The following is a 26,631-nucleotide window of genomic DNA, read 5'->3' as shown; positions in this document are numbered from 1 at the left end:
GGGATCGGCTGACTGGTGTCGCACTCAGCCGTGTTCTACCGGTCGAGCCGCCCGCAGTGCGCCGCTGTCCTTGAGCGCCCCTTGCTCGTCATGCCGCTGCTGTGCGTCGGCAGCGATGCGCTGCCATTCGGCGGACGTTGCACGTTCGCGGCAAACCTCCACCAGAATGTCGCCAAGGCTCTGACGTTTCTTTGCAGCACCCAGCCTGCCCCGGATCACGCGCGGTTCGTTTTGCAACCGGGTCATACGCGCCCGGGCTTTGCCGTGTTCCAGCGAACCCCGGAGAAAAGTCTTGAGGGATTGCTCGGCCGCAGCGAGCGCACAGATGAACTCGGTGCGCTGCTGTTCGAGCGCTTCACGTTCGCGTCCGACAACGGCGTCGACATTGGAAGGGGGTAGTGTTTGCTCAGCGTGAACGGGAACAGGGCGCATGCTGCGCCCCCCCTTTGCGCGGGTTGTTGAACCCGACACCCCGACACCAATCGGGGTGGTCGGGCGTTTTGCTTTCCGGGCTCCACGCACGCACTGTGCGGGCCGACCTTGGCCAGTTCGCCTTCCGATACCATGTCGTCTGCCTTCGCCGCCCATCCCAGCGGCGCGAAACTTTGCGTTTCCCCAGCAACGATAAAAACATGAACATGATCGACCGCCCTGCCCGCCGCGCCTTCTGGCAGCGGACCTTGTCATGGGATCTCAACGACCCTCGTCTGACCGCCGCCGCACGCGTGTGGGTACCGATCCTGTTCGGCCTGTGGTCGCTTTTTCTCGGCCAGGACCGCAATTGGGACGGGTTCAACTATCACCAGTACAACGGCTTCGCGTTCCTGAACGGCAAGCTGCATACCGACTTCGCACCGGCCGGCATGCAGACCTACTTCAATCCAATGCTCGACGTCTTCTACTACGCGTTGAACCGGGCGTTTGCCGCGCCGCTGGTAGGCTCCATCATGGGCACGTTGCACGGCCTCAATTTCGTGCTGCTGCTGTCGATCATCCGTCGAACGCTGCCAGAGCTTGCGCCCGAAGACGCGAACCGCACCCCTTTGCTGCTCGCCGCCGCGGGCATCCTGACAGCGAATTTTCTGTCCGGCTTCGGTAATTCGATGGGCGACGACACGACCACGCTGTTCGTGCTCACCTCGCTGCTTCTGGTTCTTCATCTGTGGGACAGGCTGCCGATGTGGTCTGCGGCCACCGCTGCGGCACTAATCGGCGCGGGCCTCGTCGCCGGCCTCGGCATGGGCCTCAAGCTGACCAATGCGCCTTTTGCGGTGGCCCTTTGCGCCGGGTTGCTTCTATTGCCGGCAACACCGCCCGCGCGAGTGCGCGCTGCGTTCCTGTTCGGCGTGGGCGCACTCGCTGGCCTGCTGGCTGCGGGTGGATACTGGATGGCGGTAATGTGGCATACGTTCGGCAACCCGTTCTTTCCGCAGTTCAGCTCGGTCTTCCCCAATCCGCTCACTCCGCCGAGCGGCGTCGCGGATCAATCGTGGCTGCCGAAAAACGCGCGCGAATACGTTCTCTGGCCGTTCGTCTTTGCATTCGATTCGAAGCGCGTCGGACAAGCGCACCTGCGTCAGATCATCTGGCCAATCGTGTATGTGCTTTTCTGGGCGCTGACCGCCACCCGCGTTGCGGAGTTGGTGCGCAGCCGGCCTCGCGCGCGGCGACTGAATTCACGAGCGGCATACGTCGTGACTTTCGTGGCACTGGGCTACTTCCTGTGGATGATTCTTTTCAGCATCTACCGCTACGTGGTTCCGATCGAAACGCTTACGCCGCTCGTCGCGTATCTGCTGCTCAACCGGCTCTTGCCTTACCTGACGGCGCGGCGAGTCGCCGTGTGGTTGCTCTGCGTCACGACAGCAGTTGTCGTGGCCGGTGGTGTCGAAACGTGGGGACATGAGCGCTGGGCAAGGGCGGCTTTTCGTGCCGACGTGCCCGTGCTGGATAGCCCTCAGAACACGACGGCGGTGATCGTCGGCGGTGATCCGCCCTGGGGCTGGATAGTGCAGTTCTTTCCCGTGTCGGTCGCATTCACGCAGATCGACGGCAGCTTTCCCTATTCACCGCAATTCGACCGGCACATAGCGGACATCCTGCGCTCTCGCGGCGGTCCTGCGTATGCGATCGTCGAAGGCCGATATAACTGGCGCGTCGACAACGTAGCAAAGATGGATCGGATCGCGAACGCAATCGGCCTGGCGGATGGCGTAAAAGGCTGCAACATCATGCAAGCCGCGATCGATCGCCTGCATCTTCACGCGAGCCTGCAATGGACACCCAATTCCGCCGACAGGCGCATGTGCCGGCTAGACCTCAGGCATGATGATGTGCGAGATGTGGTCAGGGAAAATAAGCAACTGGTCGAACAGGCGCGGCCCGCATTGGAGCGGCACGGTTTCACTGTCGACGCCACCTCCTGCATCACCTACTGGGCCTATGTCGGCCAAGGTGTTTTTCCTTACCAATGGTGCCGCATTACGCATCGCTAGAACGCAAAAGGCCGGAGAGCAAGGCTCCGGGCCGGCCGTAGCAATTCCCTTCAATACGCAGCAAGGCCTGCGTATTCGTAGCCGGCAAACGCTCCGCGTCAACCAGCCGACTCACGAACAGCCCGTCATCCACAACACGATCAACGCGGCGCATCCAGACTCGCGCCAGATCACTTCGCCGTCACGTCGATATTGCCTAGATATTTCGTGGCCAGCGTCTTCACCGTGCCATCGGCCTGCACCTTTGCAATCGCCGCATTCAGGCGATCACGCAACGCCGTATCGCCCTTGCGAATCCCGTATGCAATGCCGCTGCCGAGAATCTTGTCGTCGCGCACCGGCTCGCCGACAAAGGCGTAACCGGCGCCGTTCGGCTTCGACAGAAAACCTGTCTGTCCGGCCGGCGCCAGCACGAGTGTCGCGTCGAGACGGCCTGCCACGAGATCCGTATAAACCTGGTTCTGGTCCTGATACGGCACGACAGTCACACCCGCCGATTCCCAATGCGCCTTGGCGAAAGTTTCCTGAATCGACGACTGCAACACGCCCACGCGTTTGCCCTTCAGCGAGGCAGTTGTCGGCAGCAGACCGCTGTCGCGCTTCGCGATCAGCTGCGTCGGCACGCGGTACACGACGGTGGTGAAATCAATCGCCTGCCGGCGTTGTTCGGTCGCGTTCATCGCCGAATTGATCGCGTCGAACTTGCGGCCCTGCAGCGCGGGAATCAGCCCGTCGAACGAAGTCTCGACCCATTTGCAGGTCATATGCGCAGCGGTGCAGACCGCATTGCCGACGTCAATATCCAGCCCCTGCAACTCACCATTCGGCCCCTTCGATTCGAACGGCGGGTATTGCGCTTCGAGGCCGAAACGCAGCGTCGAGGTGTCGGCAGCGCTCACGGCAGATGCAGCCGCCAGCGACGCAAATGCGCAGGCCAGTGCCAATAGAGGCTTGAGCAATTTCATAGCAGATCCCTTTCCCTTCGATTTATTGTCACGCCGTGCTGCGGCGCGCGGATACGTGATGGCGCGACGATCATACTGCGATCAAAAATACGGCCATCGCGCAGGGCCGTCACTGCCCCGATCAGATTTCGCACAGGCGGCGCGCGCCTTCGATCAAAGTCGCATCGTCCTTGGAGAAGCTCAGGCGGATCAAGCCGGAATCCGTGCCGTCGGTATAAAACGCTGAAAGAGGAATCGTCGCGACGCGCGCATCGCGAATCAGGCGCAGCACGAAATCGTTATCGCTTTCCTCTGAGAAGCCGCGAAAACGCGCGAGCATGAAGAAGCTGCCCTCACTCGGCAGCAGTTCGAAGCGCGAATCGCGCAGTGCGTCCATGAGCAGATCGCGCTTCTTCTGATAGAACGCGGACAAGCCGAGATAGCTTTCGCGCCTGGCCAATGCGTCGACAAACGCGTACTGCATCGGTGTATCGGCAGAAAACACCATGAACTGATGGACTTTGCGAATCTCGTCCATCAATGCAGCGGGTGCGAGGCAGTAGCCGACGCGCCATCCGGTCACGTGATACGACTTGCCGAACGACGAAACGATTACGCTGCGCTCCGCGAGTTCGGCATGGCAAGCCATGCTTTGATGTTTTGCGCCGTCGAACACCACGTGTTCGTAGACCTCGTCGGCGAGAATCACGATATCGGTATTGCGCGTAATGGCCTTCAGGCGCGCGACGTCGGCTTCGCTGAACACGGTCGCGGTCGGATTGTGCGGCGTGTTGATGATGATCATGCGGGTCTTTGGCGTGATCGCGGCGGCAACCTCGTCCCAGTCGACCCGGAAATCATTCAACGACAGTTTGATCGCCACGGGCGTGGCGCCTTGCAGGCGGACAATCGGGCCATAGCTGTCGAACGAAGGCTCGAAGTAGATCACCTCGTCGCCCGGATGCACCAATGCGCTGATCGTCGAATACAGCCCTTCGCTCGCGCTGGCGATCACGGTCACTTCGCTGGCCGGGTCGTAGCGCACGCCGTACAGCGTGGCGACCTTGTCGGCGAGCGCTTCGCGCAAAGCGGCGATGCCGGCCATCGGCGCGTACTGGTTATGACCGGCGCGCATGGCCTGAGCGACGCCGTCGATCAGGCTGGCGTCCGGCGCGAAATTCGGCGCGCCTTGCGACAGGTTCAGCGCATCGTATTGCGCGGCCAGTTGACCGATCACGGTAAAAATCGTCGTGCCCACATCAGGCAACTTCGAGCGGGCTTGCATGGCGCTCTGCATAAGGCTTTCTCCCTTTCTCCATCCGGCAGCGAATCACGGACGGCCTGCTGCGCGGCGGTCCCTTCTGGTTTGGTGATTAGGCATCAGCCAAAGAACCGTCACAATCGAAACTTTGTCATGCGCCGCATGCGTTTAAGTCATGGCTGACGCGAAGCCGCGCCGCCACGGGCGAAGCCAGTCAGATCGGTGCTTTCGGGGAAGAAACGAGGCCGCGTGAAGAACGCGGAAAACTGCAGAGGTATGACGTAATGTGATGCTCACGGTCGCGAGCGGAGCGCTCGCGACCGGCTTCGCCTCAGGCCTCGACCATCAGGCGTCGTCCATCAGGCGGACTTTGACCTTCTTGCCCTTCACCTTGCCGGCGCTGAGCTTGCGCACGGCATCGCGCGCGACGCTACGCTCCACCGCCACGTAAGTGGACATTTCCGTCACGTTGATCTTGCCGATCTGCGAGCCGGCGAAACCCGCCTCGCCGGTCAGCGCGCCGAGCACGTCGCCGGGACGGATCTTTTCCTTGCGGCCGCCGAGAATCTGCAACGTTTCCATGGGCGGCAACAGTCGCTCGTTGCTCGTTGCCGTAAGTTCGGACAACTTGTGCCATTCGACGTCGCGTTTTTGCGCCTGTTCGAGACTGCCGACACGGCCCATCTCGCTCATGCTCGCGAGACTCAGCGCCCAGCCTTCCTGATCGGCGCGGCCCGTGCGGCCGATACGATGCACATGCACTTCCGGATCCGGCGTTACGTCGACGTTGATCACGGCTTCGAGCTGCGCGATGTCGAGACCGCGCGCGGCGACGTCGGTGGCCACCAGCACCGAGCAGCTGCGGTTGGCGAACTGGATCAGCACCTGATCGCGTTCACGCTGGTCGAGCTCGCCATGCAGCGCGAGCGCATGAAAACCCTGCGCGCGCAGCACGTCGAGCAGATCGCGGCATTGCTGCTTGGTATTGCAGAACGCCAGCGTGCTGACCGGACGATAGTGGTTCAACAGCAGACCGACCGCGTGCAGACGCTCGTCTTCGGTCACTTCATAGAAGCGCTGGCGGATCTTGGTGTTGTCGTGCCGTTCCGCGAGTTTGACTTCCTTCGGATTGCGCAGGAATTGCTGGCTGAGTTTGACGATGCCTTCGGGATACGTCGCCGAGAACAGCAGCGTTTGCCGTTCTTTCGGGCATTGCTTCACGACGGTGGCGATGTCGTCGAAGAAACCCATGTCGAGCATGCGGTCCGCTTCGTCGAGCACCAGCGTATTGAGCGACTGCAGCGGCAGGCTGCCGCGCTCAAGGTGATCCATGATGCGGCCCGGCGTGCCGACCACGATGTGCGCACCGTGTTCGAGACTCGCCGTTTGCGGACGCATCGGCGTGCCGCCGCACAACGTCAGCACCTTGATGTTTTCTTCGGCGCGCGCGAGGCGCCGGATTTCCTGCGTGACCTGGTCGGCGAGTTCGCGCGTCGGGCACAGCACCATTGCCTGCACGGCGAAGTTGCGCACGTCGAGGCGCGCCAGCAGCGCCAGCGAAAACGCCGCGGTCTTGCCGCTGCCGGTTTTCGCCTGGGCAATCAGATCATGGCCGGCAAGCGCGATGGGCAGGCTCGCGGCCTGAATCGGCGTCATCTCGACGTAACCGAGCTGCGTCAGGTTAGCGAGCGTCGCGGGCGGCAGCGATAGCTGGCTAAACGGCGCGCCCGCCGTAGTGGGACTGTTCATAGGTGTGATGGCTCGCAATCGGCTGGAAGCAAAAAACTATTCGGCCATGGGGCCAGTGGCGGGACGGCCTTCGATCTGCTCGTACAGCACCGAGCCGTCGTCCGCCTCGAAACGCTCGACGTAATTGCGCGCGCCGCACATCGGGCAACGGAACAGGAGGCCCTGCCCTTCATTCTTGATGACGACGTCCGATTGCTCCCACTGCGCGTCGCAGGACTGGTTTCTACAGGTAAACACGTTGCTTCTCCAACTGGATTCGATTGTTGATACGGCGCGCCGCACGAACGGCCCGGCCGTGGGTGGGTCGCCGCGGTCGAGGTGACGGCGGCTGAAGCACATCAACCCAGATGCGTATGCCGCGCACGCGGTGCGCTCACATCCATTTCGGTGAGACCCTGCACGATGCCGCAGTCTTCCACGGCCTGTTCGCCGTGGCATTGCTCGCGCAGCGTGGTCAATTGCACTTTCAGCTGCTTCAGTTCTTCGATGCGGGTGTCGACGTGCGCGATGTGCTCGTCAATCAGGGCATTGATGCCGCCGCAGCCGGTGGCCGGTGCGTCGGTCAGACGCAGCAACCCACGAATTTCGTCGTGCGTCATGTCGAGCGCGCGGCAATTACGGATAAAACGCAGCCGTTCGACGTGCTTTGCCGTGTAACTGCGGTAATTGGCCCCGGTGCGCTCCGCTTCCGGCAACAGGCTCTCTTTTTCGTAGAAACGGATGGTTTCGGTCGTGCAATGGGCGATTTTCGCCAATTCGCCGATTTTCATGGACCCTCCGGATGATGGCCTTGACCTTGTAGTGGCTTCAAGGTGTTTACTAGACCACAAATCGAACCAGGAAGCCACCATGCGTCAAGCCAACCACGCCGAAGCCGACCGTCTCGAACGGCCGGAAGCCCGTACCGACGGGCACGACGGCCATGCCCACGTGCATGAACAGCCCCATGAGCACGGGGCGAACTGCGGCGAGGGCCACCCCGCGCAAGACCACGACCAGAGCGATCATTGCTGCGCGCCCGCTCACAGTCACGTGGACGCGGCTTGCTGCGTTCCCGCGCCAAGCGGCGCGGCCTGCTGCGCTCCTCCAGCAGTCGACGCGGCTTGCTGCACGCCCGCAGCAGCCGCGCCCGCACCGAGCCGGTTGCCGCAATCAGAAGCCGTCGGCAGTGACATGCGCACCGCCATCCGCATCATGCAGATGGATTGCCCGACCGAAGAAGCGCTGATCCGCAAGAAATTCAGCCGCATGGCGGACGTGCGCAGCATGGAATTTAACCTGATGCAGCGGATCCTGACAGTCGTCCATGCGCCTGAAGCGCTCGATTCGATCCTCGCCGCGCTTCGCTCGCTCGATTTCACGCCGGAACTGGCGAACGCCGCTCAGGACTCCACGCCCACAACTGCTCCGCACGCGCCGCCCAAACCGTGGTGGCCGCTGGCGCTCGCCGGTGTGGCCGCGGCGGGTTCAGAAGCCGCCGGCTGGCTCGGCGCGCCGGCCTGGCTGCCGGCGGCTCTGGCGATCCTTGCCATCCTCTCCTGCGGCCTCACGACGTACCGCAAGGGCTGGCTCGCGATCCGCAACGGCAACCTGAACATCAACGCGCTGATGAGCATCGCGGTGACCGGCGCGCTAATCCTGCGGCAATGGCCGGAAGCCGCAATGGTGATGGTGCTCTTCACCATTGCCGAACTGATCGAGGCGAAGTCGCTCGACCGCGCCCGCAATGCGATCCAGGGCCTCATGCAACTCACGCCCGAACAGGCCAGCGTGCAACAGCCCGATGGCAGTTGGCGGTCAACGGCGCTCAAGGCGATTGCGCTTGGCGCGGTGGTGCGCGTGAAACCGGGCGAGCGGATCGCACTCGACGGTGAGATCGTAGCGGGCCGCTCGACCGTGGATCAGGCGCCGATCACCGGCGAAAGCCTGCCGGTCGATAAAGCGGTAGGCGACGCGGTGTTCGCCGGCACGATCAACCAGACCGGCTCGTTCGACTATCGCGTCAGCGCCGCCGCCAGCAATACGACCCTGGCCCGCATCATCCATGCAGTCGAGGAGGCCCAGGCCACCAAGGCGCCGACGCAGCGCTTCGTCGATCAGTTCGCTCGCGTGTATACGCCGATCGTGTTCGCCGTCGCGCTCGCCGTGGCCGTCGTGCCGCCGCTCCTGTTCGGCGGGCCGTGGCAAACGTGGATCTACAAGGCGCTGGTGATGCTGGTGATCGCGTGCCCCTGCGCGCTCGTGATCTCGACGCCGGTGACCATCGTCAGCGGTCTCGCCGCAGCCGCCCGCAAAGGCATTCTGATCAAGGGCGGCGCCTATCTCGAACGGGGCCGCAAGCTGACCCGGCTCGCGCTCGACAAAACCGGCACGATTACCCACGGCAAGCCCGTGCAAACCGAGTTCGAGATACTCGCCGAGGTCGACGCCGCCCGTTGCCGCACGCTTGCGGCGAGCCTTGCGGGACGCTCCGATCATCCTGTATCGATGGCGCTCGCGGCGGCGGCGAAGGCCGACGGCGTGACCAGTCTGACGGTCGGCGCGTTCGAAGCGCTCACTGGACGCGGCGTGCGCGGCGAGATCGACGGCTTGTCCTACTGGCTCGGCAATCATCGGCTGGTTGAAGAACTCGGACGCTGTTCGGCGTCGCTCGAAGCACGGCTCGATGCGCTCGAACGCCAGGGCAGAACCGTCGTGATGCTGGTGGACGCCGAACGCGTGCTCGCGCTGTTCGCGGTCGCCGATACGGTGAAGGAGTCAAGCCGCGCCGCGATCGCCGAATTGCAGCGCCTCGGCGTGAAAACGGCCATGCTCACCGGTGACAACCCGCACACGGCCGCTGCGATCGCGCAGCAGGTCGGTGTCGACGAAGCGCGCGGCAATCAGTTGCCGGAAGACAAGCTCAACGCGATCGCGCAGTGGTCGAAGGATCACGCGACGGTCGGCATGGTGGGCGACGGCATCAATGACGCGCCCGCACTGGCACGCGCCGACATCGGCTTCGCGATGGGCGCGATGGGCACCGACACGGCAATCGAAACCGCCGACGTCGCGTTGATGGACGACGATCTACGGAAGATTCCGTCGTTCATTCGCCTGTCGAAGGCGACGCATGCGGTGCTGGTGCAGAACATCACGCTTGCGTTGGGTATCAAGAGCCTGTTCCTCGTGCTGACCGTGATCGGTCTGGGCACGATGTGGATGGCCGTCTTCGCCGATGTGGGCGCGAGCCTGCTGGTGGTCGCGAACGGATTGCGGCTGTTGCGCAAGTGACGGGGTAGCGAAGCTTGCGGCCTGGCGCGCGACGCGGTGCGGCGCCGTTGCAGCCGGTCAGATCAGTGGTGCGCCAAAGCAACCGCGTTGAACGCGCCGGCCCTTTCAACGCGAGCGTCGGCCGCCGCCTTCAACGTCTCCGAAGGCCGCATGCCGAAGAGCTTCCGGTAATCGGTCGCGAACTGGCTCAGGTGCCAGAAGCCCCACGCCGTTGCGACGTCCTGCACCGAGCATGATTCGCGCGCTGCATTCGACAGATCGCGCCGCGCGCCATTCAGGCGAATCGCGCGCAGATACGTGGCGGGCGCCATGCCGAGCACGTCCTGAAAGCAGTATTGCAGCGTGCGCCGGCTCACATGCAGTTGCCCACACAACTCGGGCACGCTCACCGCCCGGTCGCGATTGAGCAGCACATAGTCGCGCGCCTCCGATACGATCGACTGACTGCGCGGACGCGCCGGCATCGCAACCGGCTCCGAGGCGGGCAACGCGCCCACGTCGAATAGCGAAGCCAGCACTGCGGCCTGCAGATTGTTGCGACCAACCGACGATAGCGGCGCGCCGCGCGCCGCGCCGTCGTCGAGCAACTGGCGCAGCGTGGCGCACAACTGCTCCTTGCGCGCCATGCCGATCGGCACGACCGGCGTGTTCGGCACATGGTCGGCCAGACCGACGCGCTCCACTTGCGCCGCGTAACGGCGCAGCACTTCGCCTTTAACCACCACGCCGAAAATCTCGTAACCCGCCGAGGTTAGCAGTTCGAATTCGATCCCGCCCGGACGAAACGCGAGCGCGTCGCCGGCGATCACCTGCGCGTCGATACGCCCCGACCCCGCGGGGCAAGTCGGGATGCCAAACCAGTAGGCGTCCTTCTGCACTTCGCAGGTTTGCCGCAGCGTATGGCTGGTCGTTTCGACAAACACCTGCGTGTGGTCGAGACACAATTCCGTCAGGCCGCCGACAAAGCACCCGGCTGTCAACTGGTCGTAGGTCTGGCTCCAGCCGTGAAGGTTGCGCGCCTGCTCATCGGCGTCATGGGCGACGCGGGTCTGCACGCAGAAGCTCGGCTGTGGTGTGAGCGTCGAGGCTGGCAAGCTGTCGCCGGAAGTGTCAGTCGTCATACCGGATCTGCGCAAACGGGATATGAGGGTGAAAGGGAAAGGCAATTCCCATGCCGAACGACCCCGACACCTTGCCCACCCGAATCGTACCGGCACACGCCAGGCCCACTGTTCATTTGATGAACAGCACCGCACACACTGCTCAGAAACGGGACGTTGCCTCCTCGCCGATGGGAACAGCGCGACGCGCCATGCCGTGCGCGAGTGCCTGTCGCGTGTGCACGAGTCACCAGCGCGGTGCATTGGCACACTTCTGGCTGTAGCCTGTCGCGGCCAAGCGAAATATCGCGCCGAATATAGCCCATTCAAACATGTGAGGAGCACACAGATGAATCACGCAGAGATGCAATTTCTGACCACCGAATTCCCGTACAAAAAGCAGTATGCGAACTTTATCGGCGGCGAGTGGGTGAAGCCCGTGGGCGGCGAGTACTTCGACAACGTGTCGCCGATCACCGGCGAGCCGTTTACCTCGATCCCCCGTTCGCGCGAAGCCGACATCGAACTCGCGCTCGACGCCGCGCATCGTGCGAAAACGGCGTGGGGCAAAACCTCGGCTGCGGATCGTGCGAATATCCTGAATCGCATTGCCGACCGCATGGAAGCGAACCTGCAACGTCTCGCCGTGGCCGAGACGATCGACAACGGCAAGCCGTTGCGCGAAACCGCGGCCGCCGACATTCCGCTCGCGATCGATCACTTCCGCTATTTCGCCGGCGCCGTGCGTGCGCAGGAAGGCTCGCTCTCAGAGATCGACCACGACACGGTCGCATATCACTTTCATGAGCCGCTTGGCGTAGTCGGCCAGATCATTCCGTGGAACTTCCCGATCCTGATGGCCGTGTGGAAGCTCGCGCCCGCACTTGCCGCCGGCAACTGCGTGGTGCTCAAGCCTGCCGAGCAGACACCGGCGTCGATCCTCGTGCTGATCGAACTGATTCAGGACTTGCTGCCGCCGGGTGTGCTGAATGTGGTCAATGGTTTCGGTCTCGAAGCCGGCAAGCCGCTCGCGTCGAGCAAGCGTATCGCCAAGATCGCATTTACCGGCGAAACCACGACCGGGCGCCTGATCATGCAGTACGCAAGCCAGAACATCATTCCCGTCACGCTCGAACTCGGCGGCAAAAGCCCGAATATTTTCTTCGCCGACGTGATGAACGAGGACGACAGCTTTTTCGACAAGGCACTCGAAGGCTTCGCGATGTTTGCGCTGAATCAGGGCGAGGTGTGTACCTGTCCGTCGCGCGTATTGATCGATGAAAAGATTTACGACCGCTTCATGGAACGCGCGCTAAAGCGCGTCGCGGCGATTACGCAAGGGCATCCGCTCGACACGAAGACGATGATCGGCGCGCAGGCCTCGCAGGAGCAACTCGAAAAAATCCTCTCATATGTGGATCTCGGCAAACAGGAAGGCGCCGAATGTCTGATTGGCGGCGAACGCAATACGCTTGGCGGTGAGTTGAGCAAAGGCTATTACGTGAAGCCGACCGTATTTCGCGGCAACAACAAGATGCGCATCTTCCAGGAAGAGATCTTCGGACCGGTCGTCTCCGTCACGACATTCAGGAACGAAGAAGAGGCACTCGAAATCGCCAACGATACGCTCTACGGCCTCGGTGCCGGCGTATGGACGCGCGACGGCACGCGCGCATATCGCTTCGGCCGGCAGATTCAGGCAGGCCGCGTGTGGACCAATTGCTATCACGCCTATCCGGCACATGCGGCGTTCGGCGGATACAAGCAGTCTGGCATTGGCCGCGAGAATCACAAGATGATGCTCGACCATTATCAGCAGACCAAGAACCTGCTCGTCAGTTATAGCGACAAGCCGCTCGGTTTCTTCTAAGCATCGCGTTCCTGTTCGAGCGGGCCGCGTTGCGCGGCTCGCTCTTTTTTTCACGAGGACATGTGATGGCTGATGAGAAAGAAGTTGCCCGCGTAATTGCAACGCCTGCCGCTGTCGAGCTGATCGACAAGCTGCGCGCGGAGCACGGGGCCGTGCTGTTCCATCAATCCGGTGGATGCTGCGACGGCAGCGCGCCGATGATGTTTCCTCAAAGCGAGTTCATGGTCGGTTCGTCCGATGTGAAACTCGGCACGATTGCGGACGTGCCGTTCTATATGAGCGAATCGCAATTCGAATACTGGCAGCACACGCAGTTGATCATCGACGTGGTGCCGGGTAATGGCGGAATGTTCTCTCTGGAGCGGCCGAGCGGTTTGCGGTTCCTGACGCGCTCCCGTCTTTTCGAGGACGACGAAAACGCGTGGCTGGAAACGCATCCGGTGCAGCGAGCCGATGCCTGATCCGCTACGCGATCTGTTACGCGGCGCCCGGGTTTGAATCGCCGCTAATTGCGGGTGCTGCTGGTGTGTCTGCCAGCAGCGCATCGCTGTCGTCTTTCAGGCCGACACCCGTAAGACCCAAACGCCTTGCGTGCGTCAGCAGATAGTGCAGTTTGTGCGCGGCCAGCGGATAGTCGAGTCCTTCTGGACGCACATTCGAAATACAGTTGCGTTGCGCGTCGCTGCAACCGACTTTCGGCCCGTACGTCAGATAGATGCCTAGGCTATCGGGCGAGCTCAAACCCGGCCTCTCACCGATCAGCATCACCACCAATCTTGCATTGAGCAACTCGCCGATCTCGTCACCCAGCGCGACGCGCGCCTGACGCGCGACCACGACCGGGCCGATCTTCCAATCCGCGAGACGCGGAATGACGGCTTGCAGCAGCGGAAGAGATTGCTTCGATGCGGCAAATGCCGAAAGACCATCGCCGATGACGAAGACCACCTCGGGCGAGTCGTCAGGAACCGCCGCCAGCGCCGCGCGACTCTCTTCCGATAAACGTCGTCCGAGATCGGGACGCCGCAAGTAATGCTCGCGATCCGGTGCGGCGCTATGCACGTCCAGCGTGGTGAAGTGTTGCGCACGCAACTGCTCGTGCAACAGGTCCGTATCGAGCGGATGATGCACGGCGTCACGCGCCTGCGCGTGTGACAGGTTGAACGCGAGCAGCGGCGCAGTCGGCAGACTATTGCCCGCGCGGCCGAGCGCGATGCGTGCGTTGGTAAATTGCCGCAGCGCGTTCCATGGATTTTTTTCGAGGAACTCGCTCATGCAATGCCCATCCAGTCAGGCGCCCCTTCCAGCAGCGGTTGTTGTGTCGACGCGCTCAGCAACGCGCCGCGCGCGTCGGTGATCTGCATCGATTCCAGCCATTCTTCGAACTCCGGCGCGCGACGCAAGCCGAGTACCTCCCGCACATAAAGCGCGTCGTGGAAGGACGTGCTCTGATAGTTGAGCATGACGTCGTCCGCGCCCGGAATGCCCATGATGAAGTTGATGCCCGCTACGCCGAGCAGCGTGAGCAGGTTGTCCATGTCGTCCTGATCGGCTTCGGCATGGTTCGTGTAGCAGATGTCGCAACCCATCGGCACGCCGAGCAGTTTGCCGCAGAAATGATCTTCGAGACCGGCACGCGTGATCTGCTTACCGTCGTACAGATACTCCGGGCCAATAAAGCCGACCACCGTATTCACCAGAAACGGATTGAACTTGCGCGCGACCGCGTAGGCGCGCACTTCGCAGGTCTGCTGATCCACGCCGAAATGCGCATCCGCCGACAACGCACTGCCCTGCCCGGTTTCGAAGTACATCAGATTGTTGCCGACCGTGCCGCGCTTGAGCGAGAGTCCCGCTTCATAGGCTTCCTGCAACAATGCGAGCGAAATGCCAAAGCCCGCGTTCGCTTTCTCCGTACCTGCAATCGACTGGAACACCAGATCGACCGGCGCGCCTTTTTCAATCGCGGCAATCGTATTGGTGACGTGAGTCAGCACGCACGATTGTGTCGGCACCTGATAGCGTTGGCGGAAGTCGTCGACCATCAGCAGCAGCCTGGTGATCGCGGCGAGATTGTCGCTGGCCGGATTGATGCCGATCATCGCGTCGCCGCAGCCGTACATCAGGCCGTCGAGCATCGATGCGGCAATGCCTTTGACGTCATCGGTCGGATGATTCGGTTGCAAACGCACCGACATGTGCCCCGGTAAGCCGACCGTGTTGCGAAAGCGCGTAACCACAGGACGTTTGCGCGCCGCCGCGATCAGATCCTGATTGCGCATCAGTTTGGACACCGCCGCGACCATCTCCGGCGTGAGGCCCGCCGCGATACGCGTGAGCGCGTCGGCATCGGTCGTGCTGCTCAGCAGCCAGTTGCGAAAATCACCGACCGTGAGGTGTGAGATCTCGGCGAACGCCCGCGGCGAATGATCGTCGATCACGAGGCGCGTGACTTCGTCGCTTTCGTAGGGGATCAGCGCTTCGTTGAGGAAGGTGCGCAGCGGCACCTGCGCGAGCGCCATCTTGGCCGCGACGCGTTCTTCCTCGCTCGCTGCCGCCACGCCCGCGAGTTGATCGCCGGAACGTTGCGGACTGGCTTTCGCCATCAAGGTTTTCAGATCGGCAAAGCGGTATGTGCGGCTGCCGATCGTCTCGGTGTAGCTCATCTTCACGACTCCATCGCCGCTGCTCGCGCAGCGGCTCGATCCGTCATTCTTCGAGCAGGGCGTCCGCCGGCGCGGCTTCGCGTTGATGCCGCGTCATCAGGAAGTAGACGTAGCCCAGCGCGAGAAAGATTGCGAACACGATCGCCACCAGAAAATTGAAGTAGACCATCGTGGCCAGGCAGATGACCGCGGCCACCAGCGCGAACGCCGGAAAGACCGGAAACAGCGGCGCGCGGAACGGGCGCTCCATGTTCGGCTCGGCGCGGCGCAGCTTGAACAGCGACAACATGCTGATGATATACATCACGATAGCGCCAAACACCGACATCGTCACGATGTTCGCCGTCAGCGTCTGGCCGCCGAACTGGATCAGCTCGTCGCTGTAGATCGCCGCGATGCCCACCACGCCGCCCGCAATGATTGCCCGATGCGGCGTCTTGAAGCGCGGATGCACCTTGGAGAGCCACTCCGGCAGATAGCCCGCGCGCGCCAGCGCGAAAATCTGCCGCGAATAGCCGAGGATAATGCCGTGAAACGAAGCAACCAGTCCGAACAGGCCGAGCCACACCAGCATATGCATCCAGCCGCTATGTTCGCCGACGATGAATTTCATCGCCTGCGGCAGCGGGTCGTTGATGTTCGACAGCTTGGTCCAGTCGCCCGCCGCGCCGGCAAATACCATCACGCCGATGGCAAGCACCACCAGCGTCAGAATGCCGGTCACGTAGGCAATCGGAATCGAACGCTTCGGGTTCTTCGCTTCTTCGGCGGCCATTGCCACGCCTTCGATCGCGAGGAAGAACCAGATCGCGAACGGAATCGCCGCGAACATGCCATGAAACGAGCCCATGCTGAAGGTGTCGGCACCGGACCAGCCGCCCTTCGTGAAATTCGACCACTGAAAACCGGGCGACACGACGCCCATGAAAACGAACAGTTCGAAGATCGCAAGCAGCGTCACGCACAACTCGAATGCCGCGGCAATCTGCACGCCGACGATATTCAGCGCCATGAACACGAGATACGCGCCCATTGCCGCGTGTTTCGGTTCGAGCCCCGGAAACTGCACGTGCAGATAGGCGCCGATGGCAAGCGCAATGGCCGGTGGCGCGAACACGAATTCGACGAGCGTCGCCGCGCCGGCCAGATAGCCGCCGGTCGGACCGAAAGCGTGGCGGGCGTACGCGAACGGGCCGCCCGCGTGCGGAATCGACGTGGTGAGTTCGGTGAAACTGAAAATGAACGTGGTATACATCGCGGCAATGAAAATCGCCGTGATGACGAAGCCGAGCGTACCGGCGCTCGCCCAGCCATAGCTCCAGCCGAAATACTCCCCGGAAATGACGAGGCCGACCGCAATGCCCCACAGTTGCCATGTGCCGAGCGTCTGCTTCAACTCGTGATGCGTGACTTTGCCGACATGCTGACTTTTGGACTCTGATTTCATCGGGTGCTCCCTGATGGTGCCGCCGGCTCGACGCCGCAAGGCTTTGCGGTGCATGGGCGGACAGGTTTCAGCCGATAGTAGTGAGCCATTATTCGAGGTGTTATCGAAATTCGGCAAAGTTCAGCGTCAGCGGGCGCTTGACTGCGCCGTCCGCGAACGGTGGCAAAGGTAACAACGGCGGTGTTCTACACACCGCCGGCGCAGTATCGCAAGCAACGCGCCCATAGCCGGTTTCGTCCGGTGCTATCAGGAGATGAACAAATGACCATGCGTGAAGTAGTGATCCGCCACGTGGAACCGATTGAGCTTTTGTCGGTGGATCACGTTGGACCGTATCCGCAGATCGGCAAAGCGTTCGACGCACTGTTCGGCTGGCTGGCGAAACACAATCTGCTCGCGGCGCAGATGCGGATGATCGGCGTTTACTACGACAATCCCGGCGTCGTGGAAGAAAGCGCGTTGCGCTCGAAAGCCGGCGTGTTGTTGCCGCATCCGGTTCAGACTTCCGTGACGTTGAGTCCGCCGGTTTCCGTCGCGCATCTGCAGGGTGGCGACTATGCCGTGTTGGAACACCGGGGACCGTATAGCGATCTGCGCGCCGCGTATGAATGGCTCTATGGGACGTGGCTCGTGCAATCCGGACGGAAAGCGGCCGACGCTCCATCATTCGAAGAGTATTTGAATAGCCCGAAAGACACCGCGCCTGCGGATCTCATCACGGAAATCTGCGTGCCGCTGGTTTGAAGGTTTAAACGCCCAACCCGATTTCTTTGTCTGGCCGGTGCCCGCTTGCGCAGCGGGCTTCATAGACGCTTCCCTGGTTTTTATAGTCTTTGTATATGTATACGTAGTAATAGTTAACAAGCATCCGGTTCCGCTGTGGATAACCCGAAACTTCGCTTACGGATCAAGGCAATGCGGATTCGATAACCCTGCGGAGCGCCTGCGAACAGGAACACGGAGCCGGGGAAAACTTTTGTGCGACCTGGCGAAGCGGCGTTTTTATCAAGGTTTCGCCCACAATGTTTCAGGTGGCTTGTACAAAAGTTGTCCAGAGGACGCTGTGGATAACTCGACAGGCGCGGCATGGCAGAATCGCGCGGCTCTGGTTCGCCGCTTAGCCTATTCCGCCTCGAATTGATGTCCGACGAACTCGATGTGCGCACGCATCGCATGCGTGGCGTCTTCGGGCACTTGTCTACAGATCGCGTCGCAGATGCGCTCGTGTTGCAGCAACCGCGCGTGCGCACGTTCGGTGGCCTGCGCGTGATTGAGCGTGGCCTCGTACGTATTGCTGGTGATATGTTCGCGCAGCATCACGATCACGCTTGAATAGAAGTGGTCGAACATGCGGTTGTGCGACGCAAGAGCGAGCGTGGCATGGAATTGCGCGTCGGCGGCGGCTTCGGCAGCAAGGTCGTGGGTGAGCACGGCGTCGCGCATTCGCGTGACGATGTCGCGTAACTGCCCGCGTTCGTCCTCGCTGGCACGCCTGGCCGCCAGACCGGCGGCGGCACACTCGAACACGAGCCGGAATTCGAGCGTATCCGCACGCAGCGGCGGATGTTCGGCGATCAACTGCAACCACGGCGCCGCCAGGCGGGCCGGCTGACGGCCAACCAGAAACACCCCGCTTCCGCGCCGCGTCTGCAACAGGCCGCGCGACACGAGCCGCTGAATCGCCTCGCGTACCGTCGCGCGGGACACGCCGAACTGCGCGGCCAGCGCGCGCTCGGCAGGCAGCCGCGCACCATCGCCCCAACTGCCGTCGAGCATGTGACGTTCGAGTTCCCGCACCGTATGTTCCAGCACGCTGCGGGTGGGATGGATGCTCGCCATAGCCTCGAAAGCGGTTCGAAAGCCGCCAAAAAGTAGTCAGACCAATTTGTCCGGGTGGTTTCGATTATCCATGATGCGCTCAAGCGGCGCACGACGCGGCGTCGTCGATCCCCCACAATCTGGAGACGAACATGAACACGCTTTCATCCGTGATCCGGCTTCACGACGACGATGACGTCGCGATCGCCCGCAATGCCCTGACGGCCGGCACCGTACTCACTGAACTGGATGGCCTGACGGTCCGCGCGGACATTCCCGCCGCCCACAAGATCGCCCTGCGCCCAATCGAAGCCGGCAGCATCGTGCGCCGTTACGGCCAGACCATCGGGTTCGCCACGCAGCGTATCGAGCCGGGCGAGCACGTGCACGTCCACAATGTGTCGATGGGCGATTTCGAGCGCGACTATGCGTTCGGCGCGGACGTCAGGCCGGTCGAAGCCGCGAGCACGCCGTTGACCTTCCAGGGCTTTCGCCGCGCTGACGGCCAGGTGGCAACGCGCAATTACATTGGTGTGATCAGCACCGTGAACTGCTCGGCGACGGTCAGCAAGATGGTCGCCCAGCATTTCAGCGCGCCGGGCCGGCTCGACGCGTACCCGAACGTGGACGGCGTCGTGCCGATTACGCACAGCTTCGGCTGCTGCATCGATCACAACGGCGAGGGCATTCAACAACTGCGTCGGACCATCAACGGCTTCGTGAAGCACCCGAACTTCGCCGGCGTGCTGGTGATCGGTCTGGGCTGCGAAGCGAACCAGATGGGCGCGATGTTCATGACCGGCGGCATCGAGACCGGTCCAATGATGGTGCCGCTCGTCATGCAGGAGCAAGGCGGCACGCAGAAGACCGTCGATGCGGCGATCAAGGCCATCGACCAGATGCTGCCCGTCGCCAATCAGGCGCAGCGCGAGCCCTTGCCGATCTCGCATCTGAATATCGCGCTGCAGTGCGGCGGCTCCGACGGCTACTCGGGGATCACCGCCAATCCCGCGCTCGGCGCGGCTGTCGATCTGCTGGTCGCGCACGGCGGGACCGCGATTCTGTCGGAGACGCCCGAAATCTACGGCGCCGAGCATTTGCTGACGCGCCGTGCGATTTCGCGCGACGTGGGCGAGAAGATCGTCGAGCGCATTCACTGGTGGGAAGCGTATGCCGAGCGCGAAAAGGGCAGCATCGACAACAATCCGACGCCAGGCAACAAAGCCGGCGGGCTGACGACGATCCTCGAAAAGTCGCTCGGCGCGGTGGCGAAGAGCGGTTCGACGCCGCTGATGGGCGTCTATCGCTATGCAGAACCGGTCGATACGCACGGCCTCGTGTTCATGGATGCGCCTGGTTATGACCCGATGGGTGCGACCGGGCAGATCGCGAGCGGTGCAAACCTCGTGGTGTTCACGACCGGCCGCGGCTCGTGCTTCGGCGCGAAGCCGGCGCCATCCATCAAGGTCGCGACGAATACGCCGATGTTCAACCGGATGCGCGACGACATGGACATCAACTGTGGCGACATCATGGAAGGGCACGCGACGGTGCGGCAGAAAGGCGAGGAGATTTTCCGCGCGATCGTCGAAGTTGCGTCCGGCGTAAAGAGCAAAAGCGAAGCGCTCGGCGTCGGCAACGAGGAATTCGTGCCGTGGATGATCGGCGCCCAGATGTAATGCGGGCTCCGTCCTGATGCGGGTGCGTTGACCGGCTGGATAAATCCCAAATTCCGCTCGCGGCCAGTCACATTGGAACTGGATGAACAGTTGCGATAAACTGGCGCAAAAATGCGAAAAGGGATTTTGAATGCGAAATACTGCGGTGGCCGAACAGTCGGCGTCCGTACCCGCTATGTCCAGACTGACGCGTCAGCGCCTGCATGACACGGTGGTGGAGTATTTGCGCGATTACATCGTGAAAGGCGTGCTCGCGCCCGGCGTCAAGCTGAACGAGCGGGAATTGTGCGAGACGCTGGGCATTTCGCGCACGCCGCTACGGGAAGCGATCAAGGTGCTGGCGGCCGAGGGGCTGATCGAGATCTCGGCCAATCGCGGAGCGGCCGTCTCGAAGCTGGCGGAGTCGGAAATCGATGAGATGTTCGAACTGATGAGCGGCCTCGAGGCGTTTGCGGGCGAGCTTGCCTGCGAACGGATCACGCCTCACGAAATCGCGGAAATCAAGGCGCTGCACTACGCGATGGTGGCTTGCCGCGAGCGCGAGGATTTGTCGGGCTACTATGGCTACAACCAGCAGATCCACGACAGGATCAACGAAGCGGCGCGCAATTGCGCGCTGCGGCAGACTTATTTGTCGATCAACCGGCGGCTTCAGGCCATGCGGTTCAAGTCGAATTTCCACAAGTCGAAGTGGGACCACGCCGTGCACGATCATGAGGAAATGATCGAGGCGCTCGAAGCGCGCGACGGCAAACGGCTTTCGGCTATCTTGCGCCAGCATTTGCTGGACAAGCGCGATGTCGTGCTCGTGACGCTCGCTACCGCGCGCGAGACGCCGGCGACGACCGTCCGGTAGTCGCACCGGTTTCAAAACGCGCCGGCCATCCGGGCTTTGCGGCTTTCTGCCGGCACTGCAGCATCTTTCCCGCACGCGTTGGCGTGTCAGTCTTGTAGTTCGACGAGAGCGACCAGGAACCCATCTGGCGCTTTGCTTTCGCAATCGCGATCGTCCTGTTTGCCCGCCTCGGGCGATCTGTGCCATCAGATTCTTACGCAACTGCGTTTCCGCTGCCCTCACCGCCTCTTGCGGCGCTCAACCTCCTCTCCCGCCGCAACGGCGCAAAATCGGTTGCTGACGTAAACCCCTATCCCGTCACCGATTTCTCTTCTTGCCCCTTCCGAAAGTTCTGAGTATGATTTTCATAAATAATTTTGAATTCAAAATTCAAGAAAGGAGACGCAGATCGTGGCTACTCGAGAGCATCGCCCCACCAACCGCTGGCTCCAGTTGATTGCTGGCATCGTCGCCATGATCATGGTGGCCAACTATCAGTACGCGTTCACGCTGTTCACGCCAGGCATCAAGGAACACTTTGTCGGCACGCCGTATTCGTCGATTGCACTGATCTTCACCATTTTCGTCATTTTCGAAACCTGGCCAGTCCCGGTGGCCGGCGTGCTGATCGACAAGTTCGGCGTGAAGCTGCTCATGTTCATCGGCACCGGGCTCGTGTTTACCGGCTGGCTGCTGGGTGGTGCGTTCGCCGGGAGCGTCAAGGATCTCTATCTCTACTACGGCGTGATTACCGGACTCGGCGCCGGGACGATCTACGTCGCCGTGACGGGTAACGCGATCAAATGGTTTCCCGATCATCGTGGGCTGGCCGCGGGTCTCACCGCAGCGGGCTTCGGCGGCGGCTCGGCGCTGACGCTGATCCCGATTTCGGCCACCATCAAGGCGATCGGCTGGGAACACGCAATGGTGACCTGGGGGACGATCCAGGCCGTGGTGGTGCTGGGCATGACGTTCATTCTGCGCCACCCGCCCGCGAACTGGGCGCCGCCCGGCTGGACGCCGAAGGTCACGAAGACGCTCGCGCAAACCGCAGAGAGCTATACCTGGCTTCAGGCGCTCAAGATGCCCGAGTTCTACCTGCTCTATCTCATTCACTTCCTGATTAGTCTCGGCGGGTTGATGACCCTCGGGAACCTCTCGGAAATTGCCCGCTATCTGCACGTCGAAACCGCCACGATCATGGGTATTTCGATCGTCGCATTTGCGGCGACGGCAAACGGCATCGGCAGCGTGGCATCGCGGATCTTCTGGGGCGTCACGTCGGACCGCCTCGGACGGGAGAACACGATGTCGGTTGTGTTCGTGCTCGAAGGCATCTTCATTTTCTGCGTCACGCAGATCACCGGCAGCCCGATTCTGTTCGTGGTCATCTTCCCGCTGATTTTCTTCGGCTATACGCAGATCAACACGCTGCTGTCCGCCACGACCGGCGATCTTTTCGGCGCCCGTCACGTGTCGGCGAACTTCGGGATGTTGTACACGGCGAAGGGTGCAGCGGCGATTTTCTCCGGGTGGGGAGCTGCCCGGGTTGCCGCCGCGTTCGCCGGTTCGTTCCAGGCGCCGTATTACATCGCTGCGGCATGCGACCTGCTCGCCGCGGTGCTCGCCATCTTCGTGCTCAAGCCGCTCGTACGCGCCAAGCTCGCCAGCCGAAACCTCAAGAAGGAAGCAGATTCCGCCTCGACAATGATCAACGCACAGTTGTGAGGCAACCCTGTTGTCAGTCGTTCGTTGCCCCAGTGGGCAACTGATAAAACCAAGGAGCAATCATGAGTCGAACCCAAGAGAAGCACAACCGGTCAGTGAGCAAGGATGTTTTAGTCGTCGGCGGCGGCACGTCAGGCTTTGTCGCAGCGATTGCGGCGGCGAGAAACGGCGCCAGTGTGTTGCTTCTCGAGCAGCGCGATCACCTGGGCGGCACCCATTCGGGCGGCATGGTGATGATGATTCGCTCGATGCGTCACATGAAGGCGCCGGCCAACATGGAGCAGAAGAAGATCATGATGACGGGCTACGAAAGCTCGTTCGACGACGAGCAGGTCGTGCGCTCCATCGTGCAGGAATACATCAACCGGATGCTGGAGATCGGTTCCGCGTGGGGCCGCAAGGACGAGGCGACGGCTCGCCAGATGTTCGATCCGGAAATCGCGAAGTGGGTCATTCAGGACATGGTGGCCGAAGCAGGCGTGGAAGTGTGGCTCAACACGCAGGCGACCGACGTCATCATGGAAGGCAACGCGCTCAAGGGCGTCGTGATAGAAAGCCTGCGTGACCGCGTTGAAGTTCATGCCGGGATCACCATCGACACGACCGGCGACGGCGATATCGCAGCGGCGGCCGGTGCGGCGTTCGAATTCGGCTCGCCGGAAGACGGCAAGTGTCAACCTGCCAGCCTGTATTTCGCGGTAGGCGGCGTGCAGCTCGACAAAACGATCGCCTATATGCGCGACCACGCCAACGAGTTCGGCGAGGAATACGTGAAGACGATGCTCGGCCTGAAGGAGCAGAACAAGCCGATCACGATGTTCCCGTTCAAGGAAAAAATCCGCGAAGCACTCAAGAACGGCGACTATCCGATTCCTTACGGCGTCGAGACAGTCAACCCCGATACGCTGAGCTACATTGTCCGGCCGATGTTCCGGAACGGCAAGTTCCGCTACGACGTGACCTATCACAACATGGACATGGCGTACAACTTCGATGCGACTGATCGCGTCGAACTCACGAAGGCCACGCTCGCGATGCGCGACCTCGCTAACAAGATGGCGAAGTTTTATCGGAAGTACGTGCCCGGGTATGAGGATTCCTATCTTTCGTACACCGCGCAGTCGGTCGGTATCCGCGACAGCCGCCGCATTGTGTGCGACTACACCCTCACGCGCGACGACGTGCTCGCCGGGCAGGTGTTCCCGGACGGCATCGGCCGCTACGGCAGCTTGATGGACGTGCATGACAAGTCGGGCAAGAAGTCGCTGAGTCTCGTCGAGGTGGGTGGTCACGGCTGGTTCCATGTGCCGTTCCGTTCGCTGTTGCCGAAGGGTATCGAAAACCTGATGGTGGCCGGCCGTTGCATTTCCGCCGACTATGACGCGCAAGGCAGCGTGCGTTCGCAGGCCGCCAGCATGGTGACCGGTCAGGCGACGGGCACTGCCGCTGCGCTGGCTGTGCAGCAAAAGCGCAAGTTGCGCGAGCTCGACGTCTCGGCGCTTCAGGAAGTGCTCAGGGCGCAGAACCAGGTGATCTGAGCCGGTTGAACTGTCTTCGGCCGGCCGGACCGATCTGGTCGGTCGGCTGCAGGCAGTTTGCCGGCAGACGGCGGCATCGTCGAGTTTGCTTAGGAGGAGAGCTTCATGCTGGCCACTCAGTTCCGCGACATCTTCAGCGCACTCGCCGCAGGTGTCTCGGTCATTACTTTCGACGCTGGCGGCCACGTCCACGGGTTCACGGCGACATCGCTGACGCCCGTGTCAATGATGCCGCCGCTGGCGTTGTTTTGCGTCGCACGAAGCAGCAGGAGCGGCGCCTCGCTGTCGCACGGCAAGATGATCGGCATATCGATCCTTGGCGAGGCGCAAACGCATGTGTCGCGGCGCTTTTCGGAACAGGCGGAGCTCGGCAGCTATCAGGACATCACGGTAAGGCATAACGAGGACGGCGTTCCAGTGGTCAGCGGCGCCAACGCGACGATAGAGGCGCGAATCGCCAATATATATCCGGCCGGCGATCACCTGATCTGCGTTTGCGAGTTGAAGTCGGGTTGCCTGAGGCAGGCGGACGAGCCGCTTCTCTATTTCTCGCGGCGCTACCACGGCGTTTCGGTGTTGCCCGAGTTGGAAGCTGAGCGGGCAGTTGCGCCGGAGAAGGAAGAAGCGGAAGAGGCAGCGGTTTGCGGTGATTCCGATAGATATGTGCAGGGGCGGCGAAGCTGCTGATTGCTCGCTCCGCTCGATGGGAAGGCGTAATGAGGCCACGCAGATGGACCGCCTCTGGCCTGAATAATCGTATCCGGAATTTCTAACGCGATAACATCGCGGCCTCGTAGCGATTGAATGCTGTTCGCGCGGGCAATCGCGGCTAATCGATTTGTGGTTCATTACTTTCAGGTGTTAACAAACGGATTGTTCCGTATCATTAAGTTAGGATGCCTACGTTTTAATTGAGCGCAGTGGTTTGGAGGTTGTTAAGCGAAGTAGCACAAAAATTCAATATGGAGACAAAGATGCGCAATAGAGCGAGTGTGTTGAGAATAGAGTCGGCTTTGCTCGGTGCAGTTGCGTTGTCGGTGAGCGCGGGTGCGATGGCCCAGTCGTCCGTGACGCTGTATGGCATTGCCGATGCCGGTGTCGAGTTTCTGACCGGTGCGCCCAACGCTGCCGGCAAGTCGTCGACGCTGGTGCGCGAGGAGTCAGGCGGCGTGAATAGCAGCCGGATCGGTTTGCGCGGCTCGGAAGACCTCGGCGGAGGGCTGAAGGCGATTTTCGTGCTGGAAGGCGGGATCGACATTACCTCCGGCAAGTCGCTGCAAGGCGGCCGCCTGTTCGGCCGGCAGGCCTTTGTCGGCCTCAGCGGGAACTACGGGGCGCTTACCCTCGGCCGTCAGAGGATTCCGATGTACGACTATGGCGCGCGCTTCGATCCGATCGATTACTACACCTATGGCTTGAAGGAAACGGATCCGCAATTCGCGGGCAGAGCCGACAACTCGGTCAAATACACGGGCAAGTTCGGCTCGTTCAGCGTGGAAGCGCTGTATAGCACGGGATACGACTCGACAATCCAGAACGGCTCGCAGGTTCCCGGCGAATTCAAGGTCGGAAGGGAAATCAGTGCCGGCGGTGAATATGCGAGCGGTCCGTTCGCGGCGATGGTGACTTACGATCTGCGAAACGGAGCGTCGGTCGAGACCCAGGGCGACAAGGAGCAACACCTGGTAGTCGCGGCGAGTTACACGATTGGAAAGGCGAAGGGATTCGTCGGCTATAGATGGTTGAGCAGCACGTTGCCTCTGGATTCCGGTACTCAGGCTCACTCGAATGAGTACTGGGGCGGGCTGGAGTATCACGTGTCCGCACCGTTCTCCGTGTCGGGTGCAGCGTTCTGGACGGACATCACGTCTGCGGGGCAACGGCCGCTATACCTGGTGGCGAGTGCGAATTATGCGCTTTCGAAACGCACGTCGCTGTATGGCGAAGTGGGGTATGTGAAGAATAGTCATGGGTCCAATTTGGGCGTCAACGGCTATGACTCGGACGTTGTTGCGGGACATAATCAGACTGGGGCGATGATGGGGATCATCCACTACTTTTGATTGGCGCGTGTCACGTGTTGGGAAGATGTTGCGCGGCAAGCTGCCGACGCGCCTGATGAATCGTCAGTTCTCGGTAGAGCTTGCCCGCGCGGTTCGAAGATTTGACCCACCGGCGATGTTTCGCACTATCAATATCTAAAATAGAGAATCCCGAGCGCACCCGGT

The 26,631-nt window shown here is 61.6% G+C and carries 24 protein-coding genes; 11 read left to right on the top strand and 13 right to left on the bottom strand.

Going from position 1 to position 26,631, the window contains the following annotated elements; translation table 11 throughout:
* Positions 1–24 precede the first annotated feature (24 nt).
* Positions 25–432, bottom strand: coding sequence for a hypothetical protein (locus PDMSB3_RS00285; RefSeq protein WP_157187806.1), 408 nt, complete (start codon positions 430–432; stop codon positions 25–27).
* Positions 433–632: 200 nt separating this feature from the next.
* Here PDMSB3_RS00285 and PDMSB3_RS00280 point away from each other — a divergent pair, with 200 nt between their 5' ends.
* Positions 633–2,495 (top strand): hypothetical protein, encoded by a 1,863-nt coding sequence (locus tag PDMSB3_RS00280; RefSeq protein WP_007179818.1) that lies wholly within the window; start codon positions 633–635, stop codon positions 2,493–2,495.
* Between the two features lie 170 nt (positions 2,496–2,665).
* Here the strand turns inward: PDMSB3_RS00280 and PDMSB3_RS00275 are convergent, their stop codons facing one another.
* The 7 genes from PDMSB3_RS00275 to PDMSB3_RS00245 all read right to left on the bottom strand — a co-directional run bounded on the left by PDMSB3_RS00275 (position 2,666) and on the right by PDMSB3_RS00245 (position 7,624).
* Positions 2,666–3,460: an ABC transporter substrate-binding protein gene (locus PDMSB3_RS00275; RefSeq protein ID WP_007179819.1), complete on the bottom strand. Its 795-nt coding sequence runs from the start codon at positions 3,458–3,460 to the stop codon at positions 2,666–2,668.
* Positions 3,461–3,581: 121 nt separating this feature from the next.
* On the bottom strand, positions 3,582–4,736 hold the full coding sequence (locus tag PDMSB3_RS00270; RefSeq protein WP_007179820.1) for a pyridoxal phosphate-dependent aminotransferase: 1,155 nt from the start codon (positions 4,734–4,736) through the stop codon (positions 3,582–3,584).
* A 309-nt stretch (positions 4,737–5,045) separates the two neighbouring features.
* Positions 5,046–6,449: an ATP-dependent RNA helicase DbpA gene (gene dbpA / locus PDMSB3_RS00265; RefSeq protein ID WP_007179821.1), complete on the bottom strand. Its 1,404-nt coding sequence runs from the start codon at positions 6,447–6,449 to the stop codon at positions 5,046–5,048.
* Positions 6,450–6,485: 36 nt separating this feature from the next.
* Positions 6,486–6,686, bottom strand: a complete 201-nt coding sequence (locus tag PDMSB3_RS00260) for a hypothetical protein (protein WP_165184189.1) — start codon at positions 6,684–6,686, stop codon at positions 6,486–6,488.
* Positions 6,687–6,787: 101 nt separating this feature from the next.
* A complete protein-coding gene (gene cadR, locus PDMSB3_RS00255) occupies positions 6,788–7,219 on the bottom strand; it encodes a Cd(II)/Pb(II)-responsive transcriptional regulator (RefSeq protein ID WP_007179823.1) in 432 nt (143 codons plus the stop codon).
* Positions 7,220–7,268: 49 nt separating this feature from the next.
* Entirely contained in the window at positions 7,269–7,457 is a 189-nt protein-coding gene (locus tag PDMSB3_RS00250; protein WP_035517794.1) for a hypothetical protein, read from the bottom strand.
* 20 nt (positions 7,458–7,477) lie between these two features.
* The gene (locus tag PDMSB3_RS00245) at positions 7,478–7,624 is read right to left on the bottom strand and encodes a hypothetical protein (RefSeq protein ID WP_165184187.1); all 147 of its coding nucleotides are present in this window, start codon (positions 7,622–7,624) and stop codon (positions 7,478–7,480) included.
* Here PDMSB3_RS00245 and PDMSB3_RS00240 point away from each other — a divergent pair.
* Entirely contained in the window at positions 7,623–9,722 is a 2,100-nt protein-coding gene (locus PDMSB3_RS00240; protein WP_035517796.1) for a heavy metal translocating P-type ATPase, read from the top strand. The two genes, PDMSB3_RS00245 and PDMSB3_RS00240, sit on opposite strands and share 2 nt — an antisense overlap.
* A gap of 62 nt (positions 9,723–9,784) precedes the next feature.
* Here the strand turns inward: PDMSB3_RS00240 and PDMSB3_RS00235 are convergent, their stop codons facing one another.
* Positions 9,785–10,843, bottom strand: a complete 1,059-nt coding sequence (locus PDMSB3_RS00235) for a helix-turn-helix domain-containing protein (RefSeq protein WP_165184184.1) — start codon at positions 10,841–10,843, stop codon at positions 9,785–9,787.
* 328 nt (positions 10,844–11,171) lie between these two features.
* On the opposite strand from PDMSB3_RS00235, the gene adh reads away from it, so the two are divergent.
* Positions 11,172–12,692 (top strand): aldehyde dehydrogenase, encoded by a 1,521-nt coding sequence (adh, locus tag PDMSB3_RS00230; protein WP_165184181.1) that lies wholly within the window; start codon positions 11,172–11,174, stop codon positions 12,690–12,692.
* Positions 12,693–12,757: 65 nt separating this feature from the next.
* Complete coding sequence (locus PDMSB3_RS00225) at positions 12,758–13,153, top strand: DUF779 domain-containing protein (RefSeq protein WP_007179827.1); 396 nt, start codon at positions 12,758–12,760, stop codon at positions 13,151–13,153.
* A gap of 16 nt (positions 13,154–13,169) precedes the next feature.
* On the opposite strand, the gene eutC is transcribed toward PDMSB3_RS00225, so the two are convergent.
* From eutC to eat, 3 genes are read right to left on the bottom strand one after another with little or no spacing between them, the layout of a single operon-like run.
* On the bottom strand, positions 13,170–13,967 hold the full coding sequence (eutC, locus tag PDMSB3_RS00220; RefSeq protein WP_007179828.1) for an ethanolamine ammonia-lyase subunit EutC: 798 nt from the start codon (positions 13,965–13,967) through the stop codon (positions 13,170–13,172).
* Positions 13,964–15,358 carry an ethanolamine ammonia-lyase subunit EutB gene (locus tag PDMSB3_RS00215; RefSeq protein ID WP_007179829.1) on the bottom strand — a complete coding sequence of 465 codons (1,395 nt, stop codon included), beginning with the start codon at positions 15,356–15,358 and terminating at the stop codon, positions 13,964–13,966. Before PDMSB3_RS00215 ends, eutC begins: the two co-directional genes overlap by 4 nt.
* A gap of 43 nt (positions 15,359–15,401) precedes the next feature.
* Positions 15,402–16,805 (bottom strand): ethanolamine permease, encoded by a 1,404-nt coding sequence (gene eat, locus PDMSB3_RS00210; RefSeq protein ID WP_007179830.1) that lies wholly within the window; start codon positions 16,803–16,805, stop codon positions 15,402–15,404.
* A 261-nt stretch (positions 16,806–17,066) separates the two neighbouring features.
* Here eat and PDMSB3_RS00205 point away from each other — a divergent pair, with 261 nt between their 5' ends.
* Positions 17,067–17,549, top strand: a complete 483-nt coding sequence (locus tag PDMSB3_RS00205) for an AraC family transcriptional regulator (RefSeq protein ID WP_157187807.1) — start codon at positions 17,067–17,069, stop codon at positions 17,547–17,549.
* Between the two features lie 378 nt (positions 17,550–17,927).
* Here the strand turns inward: PDMSB3_RS00205 and PDMSB3_RS00200 are convergent, their stop codons facing one another.
* Positions 17,928–18,644, bottom strand: coding sequence for a FadR/GntR family transcriptional regulator (locus PDMSB3_RS00200; RefSeq protein ID WP_007179832.1), 717 nt, complete (start codon positions 18,642–18,644; stop codon positions 17,928–17,930).
* 131 nt (positions 18,645–18,775) lie between these two features.
* Here PDMSB3_RS00200 and PDMSB3_RS00195 point away from each other — a divergent pair, with 131 nt between their 5' ends.
* From PDMSB3_RS00195 to PDMSB3_RS00170, 6 genes are all read left to right on the top strand, one after another.
* Entirely contained in the window at positions 18,776–20,302 is a 1,527-nt protein-coding gene (locus PDMSB3_RS00195) for a UxaA family hydrolase (RefSeq protein ID WP_007179833.1), read from the top strand.
* Positions 20,303–20,432: 130 nt separating this feature from the next.
* A complete protein-coding gene (locus tag PDMSB3_RS00190; protein ID WP_165184179.1) occupies positions 20,433–21,158 on the top strand; it encodes a GntR family transcriptional regulator in 726 nt (241 codons plus the stop codon).
* 390 nt (positions 21,159–21,548) lie between these two features.
* Entirely contained in the window at positions 21,549–22,865 is a 1,317-nt protein-coding gene (oxlT, locus tag PDMSB3_RS00185; protein WP_007179835.1) for an oxalate/formate MFS antiporter, read from the top strand.
* Between the two features lie 62 nt (positions 22,866–22,927).
* Complete coding sequence (locus PDMSB3_RS00180) at positions 22,928–24,403, top strand: FAD-dependent oxidoreductase (protein WP_007179836.1); 1,476 nt, start codon at positions 22,928–22,930, stop codon at positions 24,401–24,403.
* A gap of 105 nt (positions 24,404–24,508) precedes the next feature.
* Positions 24,509–25,090 carry a flavin reductase family protein gene (locus PDMSB3_RS00175; RefSeq protein WP_007179837.1) on the top strand — a complete coding sequence of 194 codons (582 nt, stop codon included), beginning with the start codon at positions 24,509–24,511 and terminating at the stop codon, positions 25,088–25,090.
* A gap of 287 nt (positions 25,091–25,377) precedes the next feature.
* Complete coding sequence (locus tag PDMSB3_RS00170) at positions 25,378–26,466, top strand: porin (protein ID WP_007179838.1); 1,089 nt, start codon at positions 25,378–25,380, stop codon at positions 26,464–26,466.
* Positions 26,467–26,631 lie beyond the last annotated feature (165 nt).

Source organism: Paraburkholderia dioscoreae (assembly GCF_902459535.1).
Taxonomy (GTDB): Bacteria; Pseudomonadota; Gammaproteobacteria; order Burkholderiales; family Burkholderiaceae; genus Paraburkholderia; species Paraburkholderia dioscoreae.
The sequence above is the reverse complement of the archived record's forward strand: the minus strand, read 5'-3'. Positions and strand labels throughout refer to the sequence as shown.